Genomic DNA, 16,897 nt, shown 5'->3' on the forward strand with positions numbered 1-16,897 from the left:
ATCAAAATAATGGCATCAACAAATAAACACGCTATTGAGATATCAAACAACACGCGCACTCGGACTTCCAAGCCGTTAAGCTCTTCGCTCCGGGGCAACCTCTATAACTTACGAGGTGCGGCGCTCCGTGTCAACTCGATGCGGTGTGATCCGCGCCTCACTGAACTTCGGAGGGACCTGCATACCTGCTCAGTACGGTTTTCTCGGTTCAACCTCTCGGCCGTTCCTCGTTCCCGTTCTGCTGGGCACGAGGAAGAACGTTACGCAGATCCCCGGGGAGCGTCAAGCCAGAACGACCCTTTCAGCGGTGTCCTGCGCCACACTCGCCTGTCATGGAGCAAACGTGCAGGTCACCGTACCGATCTGAGGTGGAGTCCGGCCAGATCGTGCCTACGTGCGGCGTCGACGGACTCCGCGGCCCCTCTCGGAGCAACTTCAGATGTGAGGCACGACCCCTCGGTGCAGCGCCACGATCCCCCCGGTCAGATTCCGGAACTGCGCTCTCCCCAGCCCTGCGTCCATGAACCACGCGCGCAGTGACTCCTGGTCCGGCCACTCGAGGATGGACTCGGCAAGGTAGTCGTACGCGTCCGCGCTCGTGGCGACGCGTCGCGCGAGCGCCGGCACAGCGCGCAACAGGTACTTCTCGTACACCGTGCGGACGATGCGGGAGCTCGGCGTCGAGAACTCGCACACCACGACACGGCCGCCCGGCTTCACGACTCTGGCCATCTCGGCGAGGGCGAGCTTGGGCTCATGGACGTTGCGCAGACCGAAGGAGATGACTGCGGCGTCGAAGGAGTCATCGCCGAACGGGAGGTGCTGGGCATCGGCGCCGACGAACGGGACCGGTGCCCCGCGTCGCCGCCCCTCCGCCATCATCCCCAACGAGAAGTCCGCGGCGACGACCTGGGCTCCGGTGCGCGCGATCGCCGTGGTGGACGTTCCGGTGCCCGCAGCGAGGTCGAGCACGGTGTCGCCCGCTTCGACGTCGAGCGATTCGACCATCTCCGCCCGCCACATCCGGACCTGGCCCAGGGCGGCGACATCGTTCGTGAGGTCATAGCGCTTGGCGATGCTGTCGAACATCCCTGCGACGTCATACGGCTGCTTCTCGAGATCGGCACGGCTCATGCCCTGATCTTGCCACGCCGGGCCGTTCGGCACGGACCGCTGCGAGGGACGGCGCGCTCCCCTGGCAGGATAGGAGGGCGTGCTGCCGGACCCGCCGGCGGCACCGCCCCGCATCACGAGGAGTTTGCCGATGTCCGATGCCCGTACCATCCGTGCCGACACGATCCGCGGTCTGTCGATCCCTCAGGGTCTGCTTCCCGCGGATGGTCGCTTCGGTTCCGGCCCCTCCCGCATCCGTGACGCACAGATGGAGACGCTGAGCTCTGTATCTCGCACGGTCATGGGCACCTCCCATCGCCAGGCACCGGTGAAGCAGTACGTCGCACGGATCCGCGCCGGCCTGCGGGAGCTGTTCTCCCTGCCCGACGACTACGAGGTCGTGCTCGGCAACGGGGGGTCCACGGCGTTCTGGGACGTCGCCGCCTTCGGGCTGATCGAGAAGCGCTCCCAGCACCTGGTGCTCGGCGAGTTCTCCCAGAAGTTCGCCGGCGAGGTCGCCGGGGCTCCACATCTGGGTGATCCCGAGATCATCCAGGTCGATCCCGGCGCCTGCCCGGTGCCGACGGCCCGGGAGGACGTCGACGCCTACGCCTGGCCCCACAACGAGACCTCCACCGGGGTGATGGTCCCTGTGCGACGACCGGACGGGGCACACGCTGATCAGCTCGTCCTCGTCGACGCTACCTCCGCGGCCGGTGGCGCGATGATCGACATCACCGAGACCGACGCGTACTACTTCGCGCCGCAGAAGGCCTTCGCCTCGGACGGCGGGCTGTGGCTGAGCGTCCTCTCCCCTGCCGCTATCGAGCGGGCAGAGCGACTCGCCGCGGGCACGGACCGATGGATCCCGTCGTTCCTCTCCCTCACCAGCGCCATCGACAATTCCCGCAAGGATCAGACGCTCAACACCCCTGCCGTGGCGACCTTGGTGCTGCTGGCCGAGCAGATCGAGTGGATGCTCGCCCAGGGCGGCCTCGCCTGGGCTGATGCCCGCACTCGGACCACGAGCGGGATGGTGCAGGCGTGGGCCGCTGGGCGTGGGGAGATCACGCCCTTCGTCACCGACGCCGCGGCTCGCTCGCAGGTGGTGACCACCCTGGACATCGACGAGTCGATCGATGCCACGGCCGTGACCTCTGTGCTGCGTGCCCACGGGATCGTCGACATCGAGCCCTACCGCAAGCTCGGACGCAACCAGCTCCGCATCGCGACCTTCCCCGCGGTGGAGGAGGCGGACGTGTCGGCCCTGCTCGCTGTGCTCGACCACGTGCTCGACCACAGCGCCTGATCTCTCCTTCTGGGCGGACCCGCACGACACGGCACGGGCCGTACTCCTCGTTCGAGGGGTACGGCCCGTGCTCTGTCATCGGGGCTTCTCGGTCGCCCATGCTGCGTGGGTGCCCGTTCCGCGCGGTCACTCGTTCTGCGAGCTCACTCGTTCCGCAGGGTCACTCGTTCTGGACGGTCACGTGTTCTGCAGGGTCACGTGTTCTGCAGGGTCACTAGTCCTGCACCGTCACCGGGGTGGATCGATGAGGGTGCGACGCAGCAGCTCGGTCGCGGCACGGAGAGTCTCCCGCTCCTCGAGGTCTGCGGACCCGATCCGGGCACGGAGCCAGCTGTCACGCTCGGCCCGGCCATGGAGCACCACCTGCTCCCCAGGATCCGTGAGCGTCACCAGCACCTGGCGACCATCACCCGGGTGCGTCGAGCGCACCACGAGACCGGCGTCCTCGAGCCGCCCGAGGATCCGGGTCATCACCGGAGGAGTCACATGCTCGAACTCCGCGAGCGCCCCCGGAGTCGACTCACCGGATCGATCCAGGAACGCGAGCACGGAGAACTGGGAGGCGGAGACGTCGTCCGACGCCGTGCGGGAGCGCAGGATGCGGGAGGAGACCAGCAGCACGCGGCGGAGCTCTGCCGCCAGCTCGGCGACCTCGGCCTGTCCGGCGACCTCGTCGTGCCCGGCGAGCTCGTCCGGTGCCCCGGGAGCGAGGTCGCTCGTCGGCCCGAGGCGGGTCGTGCTCCCGGGGCCGGACGCGGCAGCGCCCTCCTCCCCTGCCTGCGACTCCCCCGTCGTCACAGCAGGAGGCCTTCGATCGCACCGCGCAGGAAGTACACCACGAAGAGCGCGGCGATCACGTACATGAGCCAGTGCACCTCGCGGGCCTTGCCGCGCACGAGTCGGATCAGCACGTACATGAGGAAGCCGGCGCCCATGCCTACGGTGATCGAGTAGGCGAACGGCATGAGGATGATCGTGAGGAAGGCGGGCAGCGCGACCTCGACGTCGCTGAAGTCGATGTCCGTCACCTGGGTCATCATCAGGAATCCGACCATCACCAGTGCCGGGGTCGCGGCCTCGTAGGGCACGAGGGCGACCAGCGGCGCGAGGAAGGTGGTCAGCAGGAAGGCGACGCCGACGACGATCGAGGCCACTCCCGTGCGTGCGCCCTCGGCCACTCCCGACGTGGATTCGACGAAGCTCGTGTTCGACGAGACGCCGCCGACGCCGCCGGCGATCGCGGCGACGGAGTCCACGACGAGGATGCGCTGGGAGTGGGGCATATCGCCCTCGTCATCGACCAGCCCGGCCTCGGAGCCGACCGCGACCATGGTCCCCATGGTGTCGAAGAAGTCCGCCAGCAGCAGGGAGAAGACGATGACGAGTGCGCCGATCCCGCCTGCGGCGGTGATGCCACCGATCGGGTCGACCGTGAACAGGGTCGCGAAGTCCGGGGCCTGGATCGGGAACTCGCTGATGGCGGGGACGTTCATCGCCCAGCCACCGGGATTGCCGGGGTTCGTGCCGTCGGCCGCCGTGAAGGCACCGAGGTGGAGGAACCGTTCGAGGACGATCGACAGGACGGTGGCGCTCACGATCGCGATGAGGATCGCGCCGGGGACCTTGCGCACCCACAGCACGAACATGAGCAGGAGGCCCGCGACGAACACGAAGGTGGGCCAACCGGTGAGCGAGCCATCGTTGCCCAACTGCACCGGGGTGCCGGCAGCCGTGGTCACGAACTTGGCGTTGAACAGGCCGAGGAAGGCGATGAACAGGCCGATCCCCACGCCGATGGCGGTCTTGAGGAAGGGCGGAACGGCCATGAACACCGCTCGGCGGAAGCCCGTGAGGACGAGGACGAGGATCACCACGCCCTCGAGCACCACGAGGCCCATCGCCCCGGCCCAGGTCATCCCCGGCAGCGGCACCACCGAATAGGCGATGTAGGCATTGAGCCCGAGCCCGGTCGCCAGGGCGAGCGGGAACTTGGCCCACGCTCCCATGAAGATGCTCAGGAGCCCGGCGATCAGCGCGGTGCCGGCGGCCACGGCTGGGAGGTTGGGCTCCGCACCGCCGCCGAGGAACTGCCCGGTCGAGTCCGGGACAGTCCCGATGATCAGCGGGTTCAGCACCACGATGTAGCACATCGAGAAGAACGTGACGAGCCCTCCGCGGAGCTCACGGGAGAGGGTGGACCCTCGCTCGGAGATGTGGAAGAACCTATCGAATCCGCTACGAGGCGCTGCGACAGCGCCCGAGGACGGCGGGGAGGAAGGGGGTGAGGAGGGGTCGGCCTGCGTCATGGGAGCGATCGTATCCGGCCCCCGCCGACGCATTCACCCCTGATCCAGATCCTCAGCTGTGACGTGAGACCGGGTTCTCCGCCTCGAGGCTGCGTGAATACCGGTAGTAGTCGGCGAGCTCGAGCTGCGAGGCGGCCGACTCGTCGACCACGACGACGACATCAGGGTGCAGCTGCAGGCTGGATGCCGGCCACCGCGCGCTGATCGCACCCTCGACGAGATGCGCGACCGCTTCCGCCTTGTGCTCGCCCGAAGCGGTCAGCACGATCCTGCGGGCCTCGCGGATGGTTCCCAGCCCCTGGCTGAGCGCCCGGACCGGGACATCCGCCGCCTCCTCGAAGTAGCGGGCGTTGTCGGCGATCGTGCTCTGCGCCAGACCGACCACGCGCGTGCGCGAGCCCAGCGAGCTGCTCGGCTCGTTGAAGGCGATGTGTCCGTTGGATCCGATGCCGAGGATCTGCAGGTCCACTCCCCCGGCCGCGACGATACGGGCGTCATAGGCGGCGGCCTCCGCGACCGGATCAGCGGCGTCGCCCGCGGGCGAGACCACGGCCGCATCGTCGATGTCGATATGCGCCGTGAAGTTGTCGCGGATGAAGTGGTGGTAGCTCTGCTCGTGGCCGGCAGGAAGGCCCACGTACTCGTCGAGCAGAAATGCCTGCGCGGTGGCGAAGGAGAGCCCTTCCTCTCGATGGCGCCGGATCAGCTCCGTGTACGCCGGGACGGGAGAGGACCCCGTGGCCAGACCGAGAACGGCGCCGGTGTCCCCGGCGTCCCGCAGGGTCTTCTCGAAGACGTCGGCGACGACGCGTGCGCCCTCGGCGGCGTCGGTGACGATATGGATCTCCATGGAGTGCTTCCCTTCCGGCCGCGCGTGCCCTACCCCCGACACCCTGCTGACCGTTTGTGCTCATTCATTACCGGTTACGAGCTTACTCGGGCATCGCCATGGTGGACGACCCGCGCCGACGATGTGAGCAGTCCCCGCATGCACGGAGGCACCGTCACGCATAACGTGACGGTGCCTCCGTGACTCCGGGGCCGCGGGATGCGGACGCTCAGGCGTCCGATCCCGGCCGGATCACTTCTTCTTGCCGGAGTTCGCGGCGTACTCGAAGGCCGCGCGCGGCGTCGAGGACTGCGGGATGCCGATGATGTCGCGACGGGAGATCAGGTTGGTCGCCCAACCGGCGATGACCGCTGCCTTACGACCCAGGGTCGGCATGGCGTACACGTGGTAGGCGCGGGCCATGGCCCAGGCGGGGAGGCCGCGGATGTCGAGCTCCTTGTCGGCCACGTTGAGGCGGCCGACGCCCTTGTACATGCCCAGGGTCGCCATGACGCCGAGGTTCTTGTGGTAGTAGTCCACCATCGGGCGACCCTGCACGGAGCGCGCGATGTTGTCCGCCACGCGCTTGCCCTGACGTACGGCGTGCTGGGCGTTGGGCGGGCAGAACTTGCCCTCGCCGGAGGCGAGGTCGGGAACCGCGGCGCAGTCACCGGCGGCGAAGACGTTGTCCAGCGGGCCCTCGGCGCCGTTGACGCGGAGGTCTGCCAGTGCCTCGAGCTTGCCCATCATGGGGCCGCGCTCGGTGATGACCGGCAGGTCGGAGACGTCCGCGTCGGACAGGACCGGGTTGGGCTTCACGCCGGCGTTCCAGACCAGCAGTCCGGTCTCGAACTCGTCGCCGTCGCTGGTCTTGATCAGGCCGTCCTCGGCCGAGTTGAGGAAGGTCTCGAGCTTGACCTCGACGCCGCGCTCGCGCAGCTGGTTCAGCACGTAGGCGCGCTGGTCCTCGGTGAGCTCGGGGAACACGAAGGGGGCCGCGTCGATGAGCACGAAGCGGATGTCCGAGGCGTGCAGGTCGGGGTAGTAGCGCAGGGCGTCGCGGACCATGTCCTCGGTCTCGCTGACGGCTTCGCCGCCGGCGAAGCCGCCGCCGATGAAGGTGAAGGTGAGCAGACGCTTGCGGATCTTCGGGTCCTTGGTGGACGCCGCCTCGGCGAGGTTGGCGAGGATGCGGTCGCGCACGGCCACGGCCTCCTCGACCTGCTTGAAGCCGATGGCGTTCTCCGCGAGGCCCGGGATGGGCAGGAGGCGGGGAACGGCGCCGAGGCCGACGACCAGGTAGTCGTAGGAGATCTCGAGCTGCACGTCCTCCTCGGTGTTCACCACGACGGTGTTCTCCGAGCTGCGGATCTGCGTGACGGAGCCGGTGACGACCTTGCTCCCGGGGAGGATCTTGCGCAGGGGCGCGAGGACGTTGCGGGGATCGATGCTGCCGGCGCCGACCTCGGGGAGGAAGGGCGCGTAGGTCATGTACGGGCGCGGGTCCACGACCGTGATCGCGACCTCGGTGCCGAGCGTCTTGCGCAGATCGCTCGCAGTGGTCAGGCCGACGGAACCGCCGCCGAGGATCAGGACATGGGGCTTGCCGCCGAAAGTGGTGTTCATGACCCCTAGCCTAGAACCGCGGAGCACTTCGCACAAAACGATTCAGGTCGTGGACGTCCTGACGGGCCCCGTGGGCCGTCGGGCCCCGGACCACGCGGTCCGTGTCGATCAGTCCGTGCGGTCCAGCAGGTCCAGGGCCAGACCGTCGAGGATGTCGTGCTCGCTGGTCCTGGTCTCGGTGATCCCGGAGACCGCGGAGACCCTTTCGATGATCCGAGACCAGATCAGAGCCCCTGCACCGATCACATCGATGCGCCCGGGATGGATGATCCGGTGGGTGGCCCGCTGCTGACGGGTCTGCATGAGGAGCTCGAGACAGAGGGCCCGGACGTCATCCGCCGCCAGGGTTGCCCCGTGGGTGACATCGGGCAGGTACTCCTGGAGCCCCTGCGCGACCGCTGTGACAGTGGTCACTGTGCCGGCGACGCCGACCAGGGATCGAGCTCGTTCGAACGGCACGACGGACTCGGCCTCGTCCAGCAGGGCGTCGATGTCCGCGCTCGCGGCGGCGATCTGCTCCGCAGTGGGGGGATCCGTGGTCAGGTGGCGCTCGGTGAGCCGCACCGACCCCATGTCCATGCTGATGCGGTGCGTCGGAGTGGTGGTCCCGAGCACGAGCTCGGTGGAGCCCCCGCCGATGTCCACCACGAGGCGGGGGCCCTCGGGCAGCCCGGCGACGGTGCTGACCGCGCCCCGGAAGGAGAGCGCCGCCTCCTCCTCGCCGCTGATCACCTCGGGGGTGACCCCGAGAATCTCGCGGATCCCCTCGATGAACTCGTCACGGTTCGCGGCGTCCCGGGTCGCCGAGGTCGCGACGAACCGTACGGCCTCGGGCGCTACGCCATGCGTCTCGATGAGCTCGCGGTACTGGCGCGCCGCCTCCAGCGTGCGCTCGATCGCGACCGGGTCGAAGCGTCCCGTGCGGTCCACGCCGAGCCCGAGACGGACCATCTCGAGCCGACGCTCGAGGTCCGTGGGCCGGGCGCCCTCCGCGTCCCGGCGTGCGATGAGGAGACGGATGGAGTTGGTGCCGCAGTCGATCGCGGCGACGGGGGCGCTCATGCCTCCTCCCCTGTTGCGTCCGATGCTGCGTCGGGTGTCGCGTCGACGCTCTCGCAGCGGCACACGAGCTCGGGGAGCACGCCGTCGATGGTCGCCAGGACCTCGTCGGCGACGGGGTTGATGCCCTCGCCCTCGGCGAGGGCCTGCCCGGCCAGCGCATGGAGGCACTTCACGCGCGTGGGCATGCCGCCGGCGCTGACATGACGGACCTCCGCGGCGTCCCCGAGCTCCTCACGACGGGCGAGGTACCGCTCGTGGGCGCGACGATAGCCGCCCGCGAGCTCGTCATCGGTCTCCAGGCGCCGGGTCAGATCGGCCATCGTGCCGGTCGCCTCGATGCGCGAGATGTCCAGCGTGAGCCACGGGAGGGTGAGATAGAGGGAGGTGGGGAACGGGGTCCCATCCTCGAGCCTCGGTGCGGTGCGCACCACGGCCGGGCGGCCGCAGCCGCAGCGCCGTGCGATCGACACCACGCCGCGCATGTCGCGACCGAGCTGCTCCCGCATCACCTCGAGATCGTCGGGTGTCGTCGGGGACTCGAAGGGAAGGGGCGGAAGTGCGCTCACTGCGGGGGATCCTGATCGTCGGTGTCGTCGGCGGGTGCTTGGTCGGGGACGTCCTCGTCGGTGGAGCCGGTCTCGTCGGGGATGTCCTCGGGGGTCAGACGGCTCGAGCCCTCCACGCTCTTCCAGAGGGTCGAGAACCACTCGCCCTCCTTCGCGTGCTCTGCGGCGCGCTCCGCCTCGGTGAGCGGGACGTCCTGGCCGGAGGTGTCGGTGAGCCGGTACTGGGTCTCCCCCGGCATCGCGAAGAGCAGTCGCTCCCGGGCGCGAGCGGAGACGTAGGCGGGATCCTCCCAGCGGGCGACCTGCTCGCGGAGCGTCTCCACGTCGGACTCCTGGGTGTTCACCTGGGCCTGGAGCTCGGAGAGCTGCTGGCGCTGGGCGACATACGAGTTGACCGTCGGCACCAGGGCCGCCAGGGCGATCACCACGAGAGCGACCAGTGCCAGGGTGCGGCGGGTGATGGTCACGCCGGGGCCGTCCTCCTGGGGACCGCGCGACGCGGTGCTGCGGGGGCGTGATGCCGCCGCCGGGCCGCGGCTGCGCGAGGACGCGCTCTTGGCCGTTCCCCGCCCGGTGGTCGACGTCGGTCGCGCGGCCGGCCGCGCACCGGGCCGACGACCCCCGGATGCAGCGACCGGGCGCCTCGCTGATCGCGGGGCACCCGGTCGTCTGTTGCTCATGACCAGAGGTTACAACCTCCGGCTGAGGACTTCAGGCAGAGAAACGCGGGGACCGAGGGAATGCTGAGGCTCCGGCGTAACGTGCCGCATCCCCCAGCTCCTCCTCGATGCGCAGCAGCTGGTTGTACTTCGCCACGCGCTCGCCTCGGGCAGGAGCGCCCGACTTGATCTGACCGCAGTTGGTGGCCACGGCGAGGTCCGCGATCGTGGTGTCCTCGGTCTCACCGGAACGGTGCGACATCATGGCCTTGAAGCCCGCACGGTGTGCGAGATCCACGGCGTCGAGGGTCTCCGACAGCGAGCCGATCTGGTTCACCTTCACCAGCAGAGCGTTCGCGGAGCCCTCGGTGATCCCGCGGCCGAGGCGCTCGGGGTTGGTGACGAACAGGTCGTCGCCGACGAGCTGGGTCTTGGCGCCGACACGCTCGGTCATGGCCTTCCAGCCCTCCCAGTCGTCCTCGTCCAGCGGGTCCTCGATGGAGACCAGCGGGTAGGAGTCGACGAGATCGGCGTAGTAGTCGATCATCTGGGCGGACGTCTTCTTCTCGCCCTCGAAGAGGTACGAACCGTCCTCGAAGAACTCGGAGGCGGCGACATCCAGGGCCAGGGCCACGTCCTTGCCGGCTTCGAAGCCCGCCCTGCCGATCGCCTCGACGATCAGGTCGAGGGCAGCGCGGTTGGAGTCGAGGTTCGGGGCGAAGCCGCCCTCGTCACCGAGACCGGTGGCCAGGCTGCGCTCCTTGAGCACGGACTTCAGGGCGTGGTAGACCTCGGCGCCGACGCGCATGGCCTCGCTGAAGGTCTCCGCACCGATCGGCGCGATCATGAACTCCTGGATGTCGACGTTGGAGTCCGCGTGGGATCCGCCGTTGAGGATGTTCATCATCGGGACCGGCAGGATGTGGGCGTTGGGCCCACCGACGTACTGGTAGAGCGGCACACCGGCGGAGTCCGCGGCGGCGCGGGCCACGGCCAGCGAGACGCCGAGGATGGCGTTCGCGCCGAGGGCGCCCTTGTTGGTGGTGCCATCGAGATCGAGCATGACCTGGTCGATCGCACGCTGCTCCTGGACGTCCATGCCCAGGATCTTGGGCTGGATGTCGGTGATGACCGCGGAGACGGCCTCCTCGACACCCTTTCCGAGGTAACGGGCCTTGTCGCCATCGCGGCGCTCGACGGCCTCGAAGGCGCCGGTGGAGGCACCGGAGGGGACTGCGGCGCGGGCGACGATCCCGTCGTCGAGGAGGATCTCCACCTCGACGGTGGGGTTGCCTCGGGAATCGAGGATCTCGCGGGCGTGAACGGCATCGATCAGAGCTGCCATGGGCTGTTCCTTCCATCAGGAGAAGAGCGGTCACGGCCGGTCGGCGCTGACCGTCCGCGGGCCAGTCTAGGCCGTCCGGCCGTCCGGGCCCGCCATGGTGCCGTCTGATGGCCTGTCGCCGGGGGTCTGTAGAGCTCCATCTCGCGGGGCGGAACCGTCTGTCTCGAGGGCCGCCGAGCGCGTCCGGGCCAGGAGGGCGCGCAGGGCGGACTCGGGATCGATGTCCTCGGACTCGGCGCGCACCGCCACCTCGAGCAGTGCGCTGGCGACGTCGCCTCCCCACTGCTGGGCGTCGGGCGCGGCGGCCGCCTCGTCGGCGGCGGCGAGCAGCTCCTCGAGCCGACCGTCGGAGCGCGCGCGATGCACGACCTTCGCGGCGGTCTGCAGCGCCGGAAGACGCTCCGGGATGCCGTCGAACCAGACCGCCGACGACGGCGTGTCGCCGGCCCCTCGCGCCTGCCGCTCGGCGGCTTTGACGGCGTGCCATTGGGCGATGATCTGCTCGATGTCCTCCGGATCCTCGAGCGCCTCGTCGCGGCGGTCGCCGAAGATGTGGGGATTCCGGCGTTCCATCTTGGCGATGAACGACCTGGCCACGTCGTCGACGTCCCAGGCCGGCTCCGCCTCCTGCCCGACCCGGGCGTGGAACAGGATCTGGAAGAGGAGGTCCCCGAGCTCGTCGCGCAGCGCGCCGGGTCCATGGGCCTGCGGATCGTCGATCACCTCGAGGACCTCGTAGGTCTCCTCCAGGAGGTAGCGGGCCAGCGAGGCGTGGGTCTGCTGATGGGACCAGGCGTCCCCGTCCGCCGCCCGGAGCGCCTCCATCACCTCGACCGCCCGGAGCAGGGCGCTGCCGCGCGCCGCCTCACCGGGAGTCGGCTCGGTGGCCTGCGAGGGCTGGCCCGTCTGCGAGGGCTGGACGGGCGGCTGCGGGGGCTGGGCCGGTTGCGGGGACTGGCATGGCTGTGAGGACGGGACCGGCGGCTTCGAAGCGTTCACAGCTGCGAGGCTACGTCGCCGAGCCCTGGATCGTGGGCGCGGTCATGGACTCCGCCGCCCCCGGGACCAGGGTGCGCAGCACCTCGCGGGCCCAGTCCAGCAGCTCGTGATCGCGCAGCTCGGTGCCCCCGAAGCGCGAGGTCATCGGTCGCGGAACGAGCACCTGGCGGGTGGTGGGCTTGAGCATCGTGCCCGGGTAGAGACGCTTCATGCGCATCGCCGCGGAGTCCGGCACCTCGAGATGCGCGAAGCGGATCATCTTGCCCTGGGCCTGCACCTCGTCGATGCCGGCGGCACGGGCGTCGATCCGGAACCGCGCCACGTCGAGCAGCACCTCGACCGGCTGCGGCGGCGCGCCGTAGCGGTCCGTGAGCTCGGAGCGGATCTGGTCGATCTCGGAGACCTCGCGCACGGCCGACAGCTTCGAGTAGGCCTCCAGGCGGAGACGCTCGGAGCCGATGTAGTCGTGCGGGACATGGGCGTCCAGCGGGAGCTCGACGCGGATCTCCTTCTCGGGGGCCGTGGACTCCCCGCGGAAGGCCGAGACCGCCTCCCCCACCATGCGCACATAGAGGTCGAAGCCGACCCCGGCGATATGGCCGGACTGCTCGCCGCCCAGCAGGTTGCCGGCACCGCGGATCTCCAGATCCTTCATCGCCACCTTCATGCCGGCGCCGAGATCGGTGTTCGTGGCCAGCGTCGTGAGGCGGTCGTGCGCGAGCTCGGTGAGCGGCTTGGTCGCGTTGTACAGGAAATAGGCATAGGCGCGCTCGCTCGACCGGCCCACGCGACCGCGCAGCTGATGCAGCTGGGAGAGCCCGAACTTGTCGGCGTTCTCCACGATCAGGGTGTTCGCGTTGGCGATGTCCAGGCCGGTCTCGACGATGGTGGTGCACACCAGCACGTCGAAGTCGCGCTCCCAGAAGTCGACGATGACCCGTTCGAGCTGGGCCTCGTTCATCTTGCCGTGCGCGACCTGCACCCGGGCGTCGGGGACGAGCTCGCGCAGGTGCGCGGCGACCCGGTCGATGTCCTCGACCCGGTTGTGGATGTAGAACACCTGCCCCTCACGCAGCAGCTCGCGCCGGATGGCGGCCGTGATCTGCTTGTCCTCCTGGGCGCCGACATAGGTGAGCACCGGGTGGCGCTCCTCCGGTGGGGTCGCGAGGATCGACATCTCGCGGATCCCCGTCACCGCCATCTCCAGGGTGCGCGGGATGGGGGTGGCGGACATCGCCAGCACGTCCACGTCGGTGCGCAGCGCTTTGAGCGTCTCCTTGTGCTCGACGCCGAAGCGCTGCTCCTCATCGACGATCAGCAGTCCCAGGTCCTTGAACCGCACCTGCCCGGTGAGCAGGCGATGGGTGCCGATGACGATGTCGACGCTGCCGTCGGCGACGCCCTCGATGGTGGCCTTGGAGTCGGCGGGATTCTGGAACCGGGAGAGCCCGCGCACCGTGACCGGGAAGCCGGTGTAGCGCTCGGTGAAGGTGTCCAGGTGCTGCTGGGCGAGCAGGGTCGTCGGCGCGAGCACGGCGACCTGCTTGCCGTCCTGGACCGCCTTGAACGCGGCGCGCACCGCGATCTCCGTCTTCCCGTAGCCGACGTCGCCGAGGATCAGGCGGTCCATCGGGACGGTCTTCTCCATGTCGGACTTCACGTCGTCGATGGTCACGAGCTGGTCCGGGGTCTCCACGAACTCGAAGGCGTCCTCGAGCTCACGCTGCCAGGGTGTGTCCTGGGCGAACGCATGGCCGGGGGCGGACTGGCGGGCTGAATAGAGCCGAACCAGCTCGTCGGCGATCTCGCGGATCGCCCTGCGCGCCTTGGACTTCGTCTTGGCCCAGTCCGAGCCGCCCATGCGGTTGACGCTGGGATCCTCGCCGCCGACGTACTTGGTGACCTGGTCCAGCTGGTCGCTGGGCACGTACAGCCGGTCGCCGGGCTGGCCCTTCTTGGAGGCCGCGTACTCGATGACCAGATACTCGCGGGTGGTGCGCTTGGCACCGACGCCGACGGCGCGGCTGGTCATCTCCATGAAGCGACCCACGCCGTGGTGGGCGTGGACGACGTGGTCGCCGGGGCGCAGCTGCAGCGGGTCGACGACGTTGCGTCGGCGCGAGGGCATCTTGCGCTCCTCGCCCCGCCGTGCGCCGGACTTCCCGGTGAGATCGCGCTCCGAGGCGAGGACCAGCTTGAGGTCCTCGACCACGAGGCCCTCGGGGAACGGTCCGACGGTGACCACGGCCTGGCCGGGATCCACGGGCCCCTCGAGGTCCGGGGCGAAGACCGCCGGCATGCCCTCTGCGCGAAGGTTCTCGGTGACGTGGCGGGCGCCGCCGGGGCCGACCATCGTCGCCACGACGCTCCAGCCGTCTTGACGGCGCCGCTCGAGGTCCTTCGCCGCGTCGCCCGGCTTCCCGGAGTAGCCCGGGTGGGTGTGCGCACCGCGCGTGAGGTCGACATCGGCGTCCAGCCCGAAGGACGCCAGGGTGAACCAGGGCCGCCCGCCCTCACGGGCATGTCCCTTGGCCTCTCCCAGCGGGACGAAGCTCGCCGCCCCGACGTCGATGGGCAGGCCCCCTCCGGCGGCCGCGCTGGACCAGGCCGCAGCCAGGAACTCGTCGGTCGTGGCGACGAGCTCCTCCGCACGGGCGCGGGTCCGCTCGGGATCCAGGATCAGCAGGCGGGATCCGCTCGGGAGGACGTCGGCGACCTGCTCCATCCCATCGACGAGGACCGGGCTGAGCGACTCCATCCCGTCCGCGGCGATGCCGTCGGCGATCCGCAGCAGCAGATCCCGCACGCCGGGAAGCTCCTCGGCCCGGGTGCGGGCGCGCTCGCGCACCTCCGGGGTCAGGAGGATCTCCCGGCAGGGCGGGGCGTCGAGCCCGCGCGGAGCCGGATCCAGCGAGCGCTGATCGGCGACGGAGAAGTACCGCACGTCGTCGATCTCGTCGCCGAACAGGTCCACCCGGAGCGGATGCGGCTCGGTGGGCGGGAAGACGTCGAGGATGCCTCCGCGCACGGCGAAGTCGCCGCGCTTCTCGACCATGTCCACGCGGGCATAGGCGGCGTCGACGAGGTCGCGCACGAGGTCGTCCAGCGGATAGGTGTCGCCGACCGCGGCGCGCACGGGGGTGAGGTCCCCGAGGCCCGTCGCGATCGGCTGCAGCAGCGAACGGACGGGCATCAGGAGCACCCGCACCGGGTCCTCGGACTCGGGGTGCGCGAGACGCCGCAGCGTCGCCAGCCGCTTCGCGACGGTGTCGGCGCGCGGGGACAGCCGCTCATGCGGGAGCGTCTCCCAGGCGGGGAGCTCGGCGACATGGTCCGTACCGATCAGGGCGGACAGTGCGGAGCGCACGTCCTCGAGGGCACGCGTGGTGGGGGTGACCACGACGAGAGGGCTCTCGACGGTCGCCTCACGGGCGAGATCGGCGACGACGAAGGGGAAGAGCCCGGTCGCGGCGACGATGCTCCCACCCTCGCCGCTCTCCGAGCCCTCCTGCACGGCGGCGCGCACCGTCGTGAGGTCCTGCCCGCCGGCCAGCTGGTCCAGCAGCGGCCGCAGCGGGGCGCGGGTCGGGCGGAGTGCGGGGCGGTTCGTGGTCATCGTGCCTCTCGGGAGTGGAAGCGCTGCTGCGCGGTGGTGAGGCCCTCGAGGATCACGGCCTCGACGGCGTCGGCGGCATCGGAGATCAGCAGCTCGAGGGCCTTGCGCTCCGTGGAGGTGAAGGGGGCGAGCACGTGATCGGCCGTGTCCCGGCCACCAGAGGGTCGACCGACGCCCGCTCGCACGCGGAGGTAGTCCTTGGTGCCCAGAGCCTTGGTGATGTCCCGCAGCCCGTTGTGGCCGCCCTCGCCGCCGCCGAGCTTGAGCCGGACGGTGTCGAAGGGGATGTCCACCTCGTCGTGGACCGCGACGATCCGCTCCGGCGGGATGTCGTAGTAGGAGGCCAGCGCCTTCACCGGTCCCCCGGAGACGTTCATGTAGGTGGTGGTCTTGGCGAGGATGACGCGCTCATCGGAGCCGGGGATGCCGAGCCGGCCCTCGAGCACGACCGCCTGCGCGCGGCGGGCCGCGGTGAAGCGGCCCCCGGTGGCGTCGGCGATGTGGTCGAGCACCATGTGCCCGATGTTGTGACGGGTGGCGGCGTACTTCGGGCCGGGGTTGCCGAGACCCACGACCAGGTACGGCCCGGGTCGACGTTCGCTCACGGTCATGGACTGCTCCTCGCTGCAGCGTCGACGCCGTTCCCGGGACCTGCGCCCGGGGCGGCCTGGTGTCGGCCGGCGCGACCCACCGCGCGCACTTCATGGCCTCGAACACCGTACCGGGGCGCCGCGCAGTGCGCGACGCCCCGGGGCGATGTGTGTGAGGAATCGAGCGGACCGGCCGGGTGCAGGGTGCGTCCCTGCTTCCTGGAGCCCGCTCGGAGGGGTCACTCCTCGTCGGCGGAGCCTTCCCCGGCCTCGGCGGCCTCGGTGGACTCCTCGTCCTCGGGCTCCTCCTGCACGCGGGGCAGCGCCACGCTGGCGACGAGGATCTCGGCGTCGGTGACCAGCTCGGTGCCCTGGGGCAGGGTCACGTCGCCGGCGAAGACCTGGAAGCCGTCCTCGGAGCCCTCGACGTCGACGTCGACCTGCTCGGGGACGTTCAGCGCGTCGACCAGGAGGGTGAGGTGCTGCAGGTCGACGAAGGCGTCGGCCGGCGCGACGGGCTCGCCGTGGAGGATCACGGGGATCTCGACCTCGACCTTCTCGCCCTTGCGGACCGTGATCAGGTCGAGGTGGTTCAGGGAGCGCTTCAGCGGGTGGCGCTGGATCTCCTTGATGAGTGCGAGGTGCTGGGTGCCGTCGGCGAGCTTCAGCTCGAGCAGGGCGTTGGGGTTACGGGCGATCAGCGCGGTCTCGTGGCCCGGGAGGGACAGGTGCAGCGGCGCCTCGCCGTGGCCGTACAGGACGGCGGGGATGCGGCCGTCGACGCGCAGGCGGCGGGCAGCGCCCTTGCCGAAGTCCTCGCGCAGTTCGACATTCAGGTTCTCAGCCATGGTGGTGCTCCTCGTGGATGCGGTTGCTC

Annotated in this window: 14 protein-coding genes; 1 reads left to right on the forward strand and 13 read right to left on the reverse strand. The window is 69.8% G+C overall.

What is annotated here, in order from left to right; genetic code table 11:
- Positions 1-435 precede the first annotated feature (435 nt).
- Positions 436-1,134: a demethylmenaquinone methyltransferase gene (locus tag INT49_RS12680; protein WP_193118117.1), complete on the reverse strand. Its 699-nt coding sequence runs from the start codon at positions 1,132-1,134 to the stop codon at positions 436-438.
- A gap of 130 nt (positions 1,135-1,264) precedes the next feature.
- Between INT49_RS12680 and serC the strand changes: the two genes are divergently transcribed.
- Complete coding sequence (serC, locus tag INT49_RS12685) at positions 1,265-2,422, forward strand: phosphoserine transaminase (protein ID WP_193118118.1); 1,158 nt, start codon at positions 1,265-1,267, stop codon at positions 2,420-2,422.
- Between the two features lie 228 nt (positions 2,423-2,650).
- Here the strand turns inward: serC and INT49_RS21570 are convergent, their stop codons facing one another.
- From INT49_RS21570 to INT49_RS12745, 12 genes are all read right to left on the reverse strand, one after another.
- Positions 2,651-3,220 carry a MarR family winged helix-turn-helix transcriptional regulator gene (locus INT49_RS21570; RefSeq protein ID WP_319021609.1) on the reverse strand — a complete coding sequence of 190 codons (570 nt, stop codon included), beginning with the start codon at positions 3,218-3,220 and terminating at the stop codon, positions 2,651-2,653.
- Positions 3,217-4,728: an NCS2 family permease gene (locus tag INT49_RS12695; RefSeq protein ID WP_193118119.1), complete on the reverse strand. Its 1,512-nt coding sequence runs from the start codon at positions 4,726-4,728 to the stop codon at positions 3,217-3,219. The genes INT49_RS21570 and INT49_RS12695 overlap by 4 nt, the downstream gene beginning before the upstream one ends.
- 52 nt (positions 4,729-4,780) lie before the next feature.
- The gene (gene nagB, locus INT49_RS12700; protein ID WP_193118120.1) at positions 4,781-5,578 is read right to left on the reverse strand and encodes a glucosamine-6-phosphate deaminase; all 798 of its coding nucleotides are present in this window, start codon (positions 5,576-5,578) and stop codon (positions 4,781-4,783) included.
- Positions 5,579-5,809: 231 nt separating this feature from the next.
- Complete coding sequence (locus INT49_RS12705; RefSeq protein WP_193118121.1) at positions 5,810-7,183, reverse strand: NAD(P)/FAD-dependent oxidoreductase; 1,374 nt, start codon at positions 7,181-7,183, stop codon at positions 5,810-5,812.
- 108 nt (positions 7,184-7,291) lie between these two features.
- Positions 7,292-8,245 carry a Ppx/GppA phosphatase family protein gene (locus INT49_RS12710; protein WP_193118122.1) on the reverse strand — a complete coding sequence of 318 codons (954 nt, stop codon included), beginning with the start codon at positions 8,243-8,245 and terminating at the stop codon, positions 7,292-7,294.
- On the reverse strand, positions 8,242-8,811 hold the full coding sequence (locus tag INT49_RS12715; RefSeq protein WP_193118123.1) for a DUF501 domain-containing protein: 570 nt from the start codon (positions 8,809-8,811) through the stop codon (positions 8,242-8,244). The genes INT49_RS12710 and INT49_RS12715 overlap by 4 nt, the downstream gene beginning before the upstream one ends.
- Positions 8,808-9,278 (reverse strand): FtsB family cell division protein, encoded by a 471-nt coding sequence (locus INT49_RS12720; RefSeq protein ID WP_319021610.1) that lies wholly within the window; start codon positions 9,276-9,278, stop codon positions 8,808-8,810. The genes INT49_RS12715 and INT49_RS12720 overlap by 4 nt, the downstream gene beginning before the upstream one ends.
- Before the next feature lie 244 nt (positions 9,279-9,522).
- Positions 9,523-10,815 carry a phosphopyruvate hydratase gene (eno, locus tag INT49_RS12725; protein WP_193118125.1) on the reverse strand — a complete coding sequence of 431 codons (1,293 nt, stop codon included), beginning with the start codon at positions 10,813-10,815 and terminating at the stop codon, positions 9,523-9,525.
- A gap of 66 nt (positions 10,816-10,881) precedes the next feature.
- On the reverse strand, positions 10,882-11,814 hold the full coding sequence (locus INT49_RS12730) for a MazG nucleotide pyrophosphohydrolase domain-containing protein (protein ID WP_319021611.1): 933 nt from the start codon (positions 11,812-11,814) through the stop codon (positions 10,882-10,884).
- Between the two features lie 10 nt (positions 11,815-11,824).
- Entirely contained in the window at positions 11,825-15,430 is a 3,606-nt protein-coding gene (mfd, locus tag INT49_RS12735) for a transcription-repair coupling factor (RefSeq protein WP_193118126.1), read from the reverse strand.
- A complete protein-coding gene (pth, locus tag INT49_RS12740; RefSeq protein WP_193118127.1) occupies positions 15,427-16,041 on the reverse strand; it encodes an aminoacyl-tRNA hydrolase in 615 nt (204 codons plus the stop codon). The genes mfd and pth overlap by 4 nt, the downstream gene beginning before the upstream one ends.
- A gap of 218 nt (positions 16,042-16,259) precedes the next feature.
- Positions 16,260-16,868 (reverse strand): 50S ribosomal protein L25/general stress protein Ctc, encoded by a 609-nt coding sequence (locus INT49_RS12745; RefSeq protein WP_193118128.1) that lies wholly within the window; start codon positions 16,866-16,868, stop codon positions 16,260-16,262.
- Positions 16,869-16,897 lie beyond the last annotated feature (29 nt).

This window comes from Brachybacterium tyrofermentans (assembly GCF_014897585.1).
GTDB lineage: Bacteria > Actinomycetota > Actinomycetes > Actinomycetales > Dermabacteraceae > Brachybacterium > Brachybacterium tyrofermentans.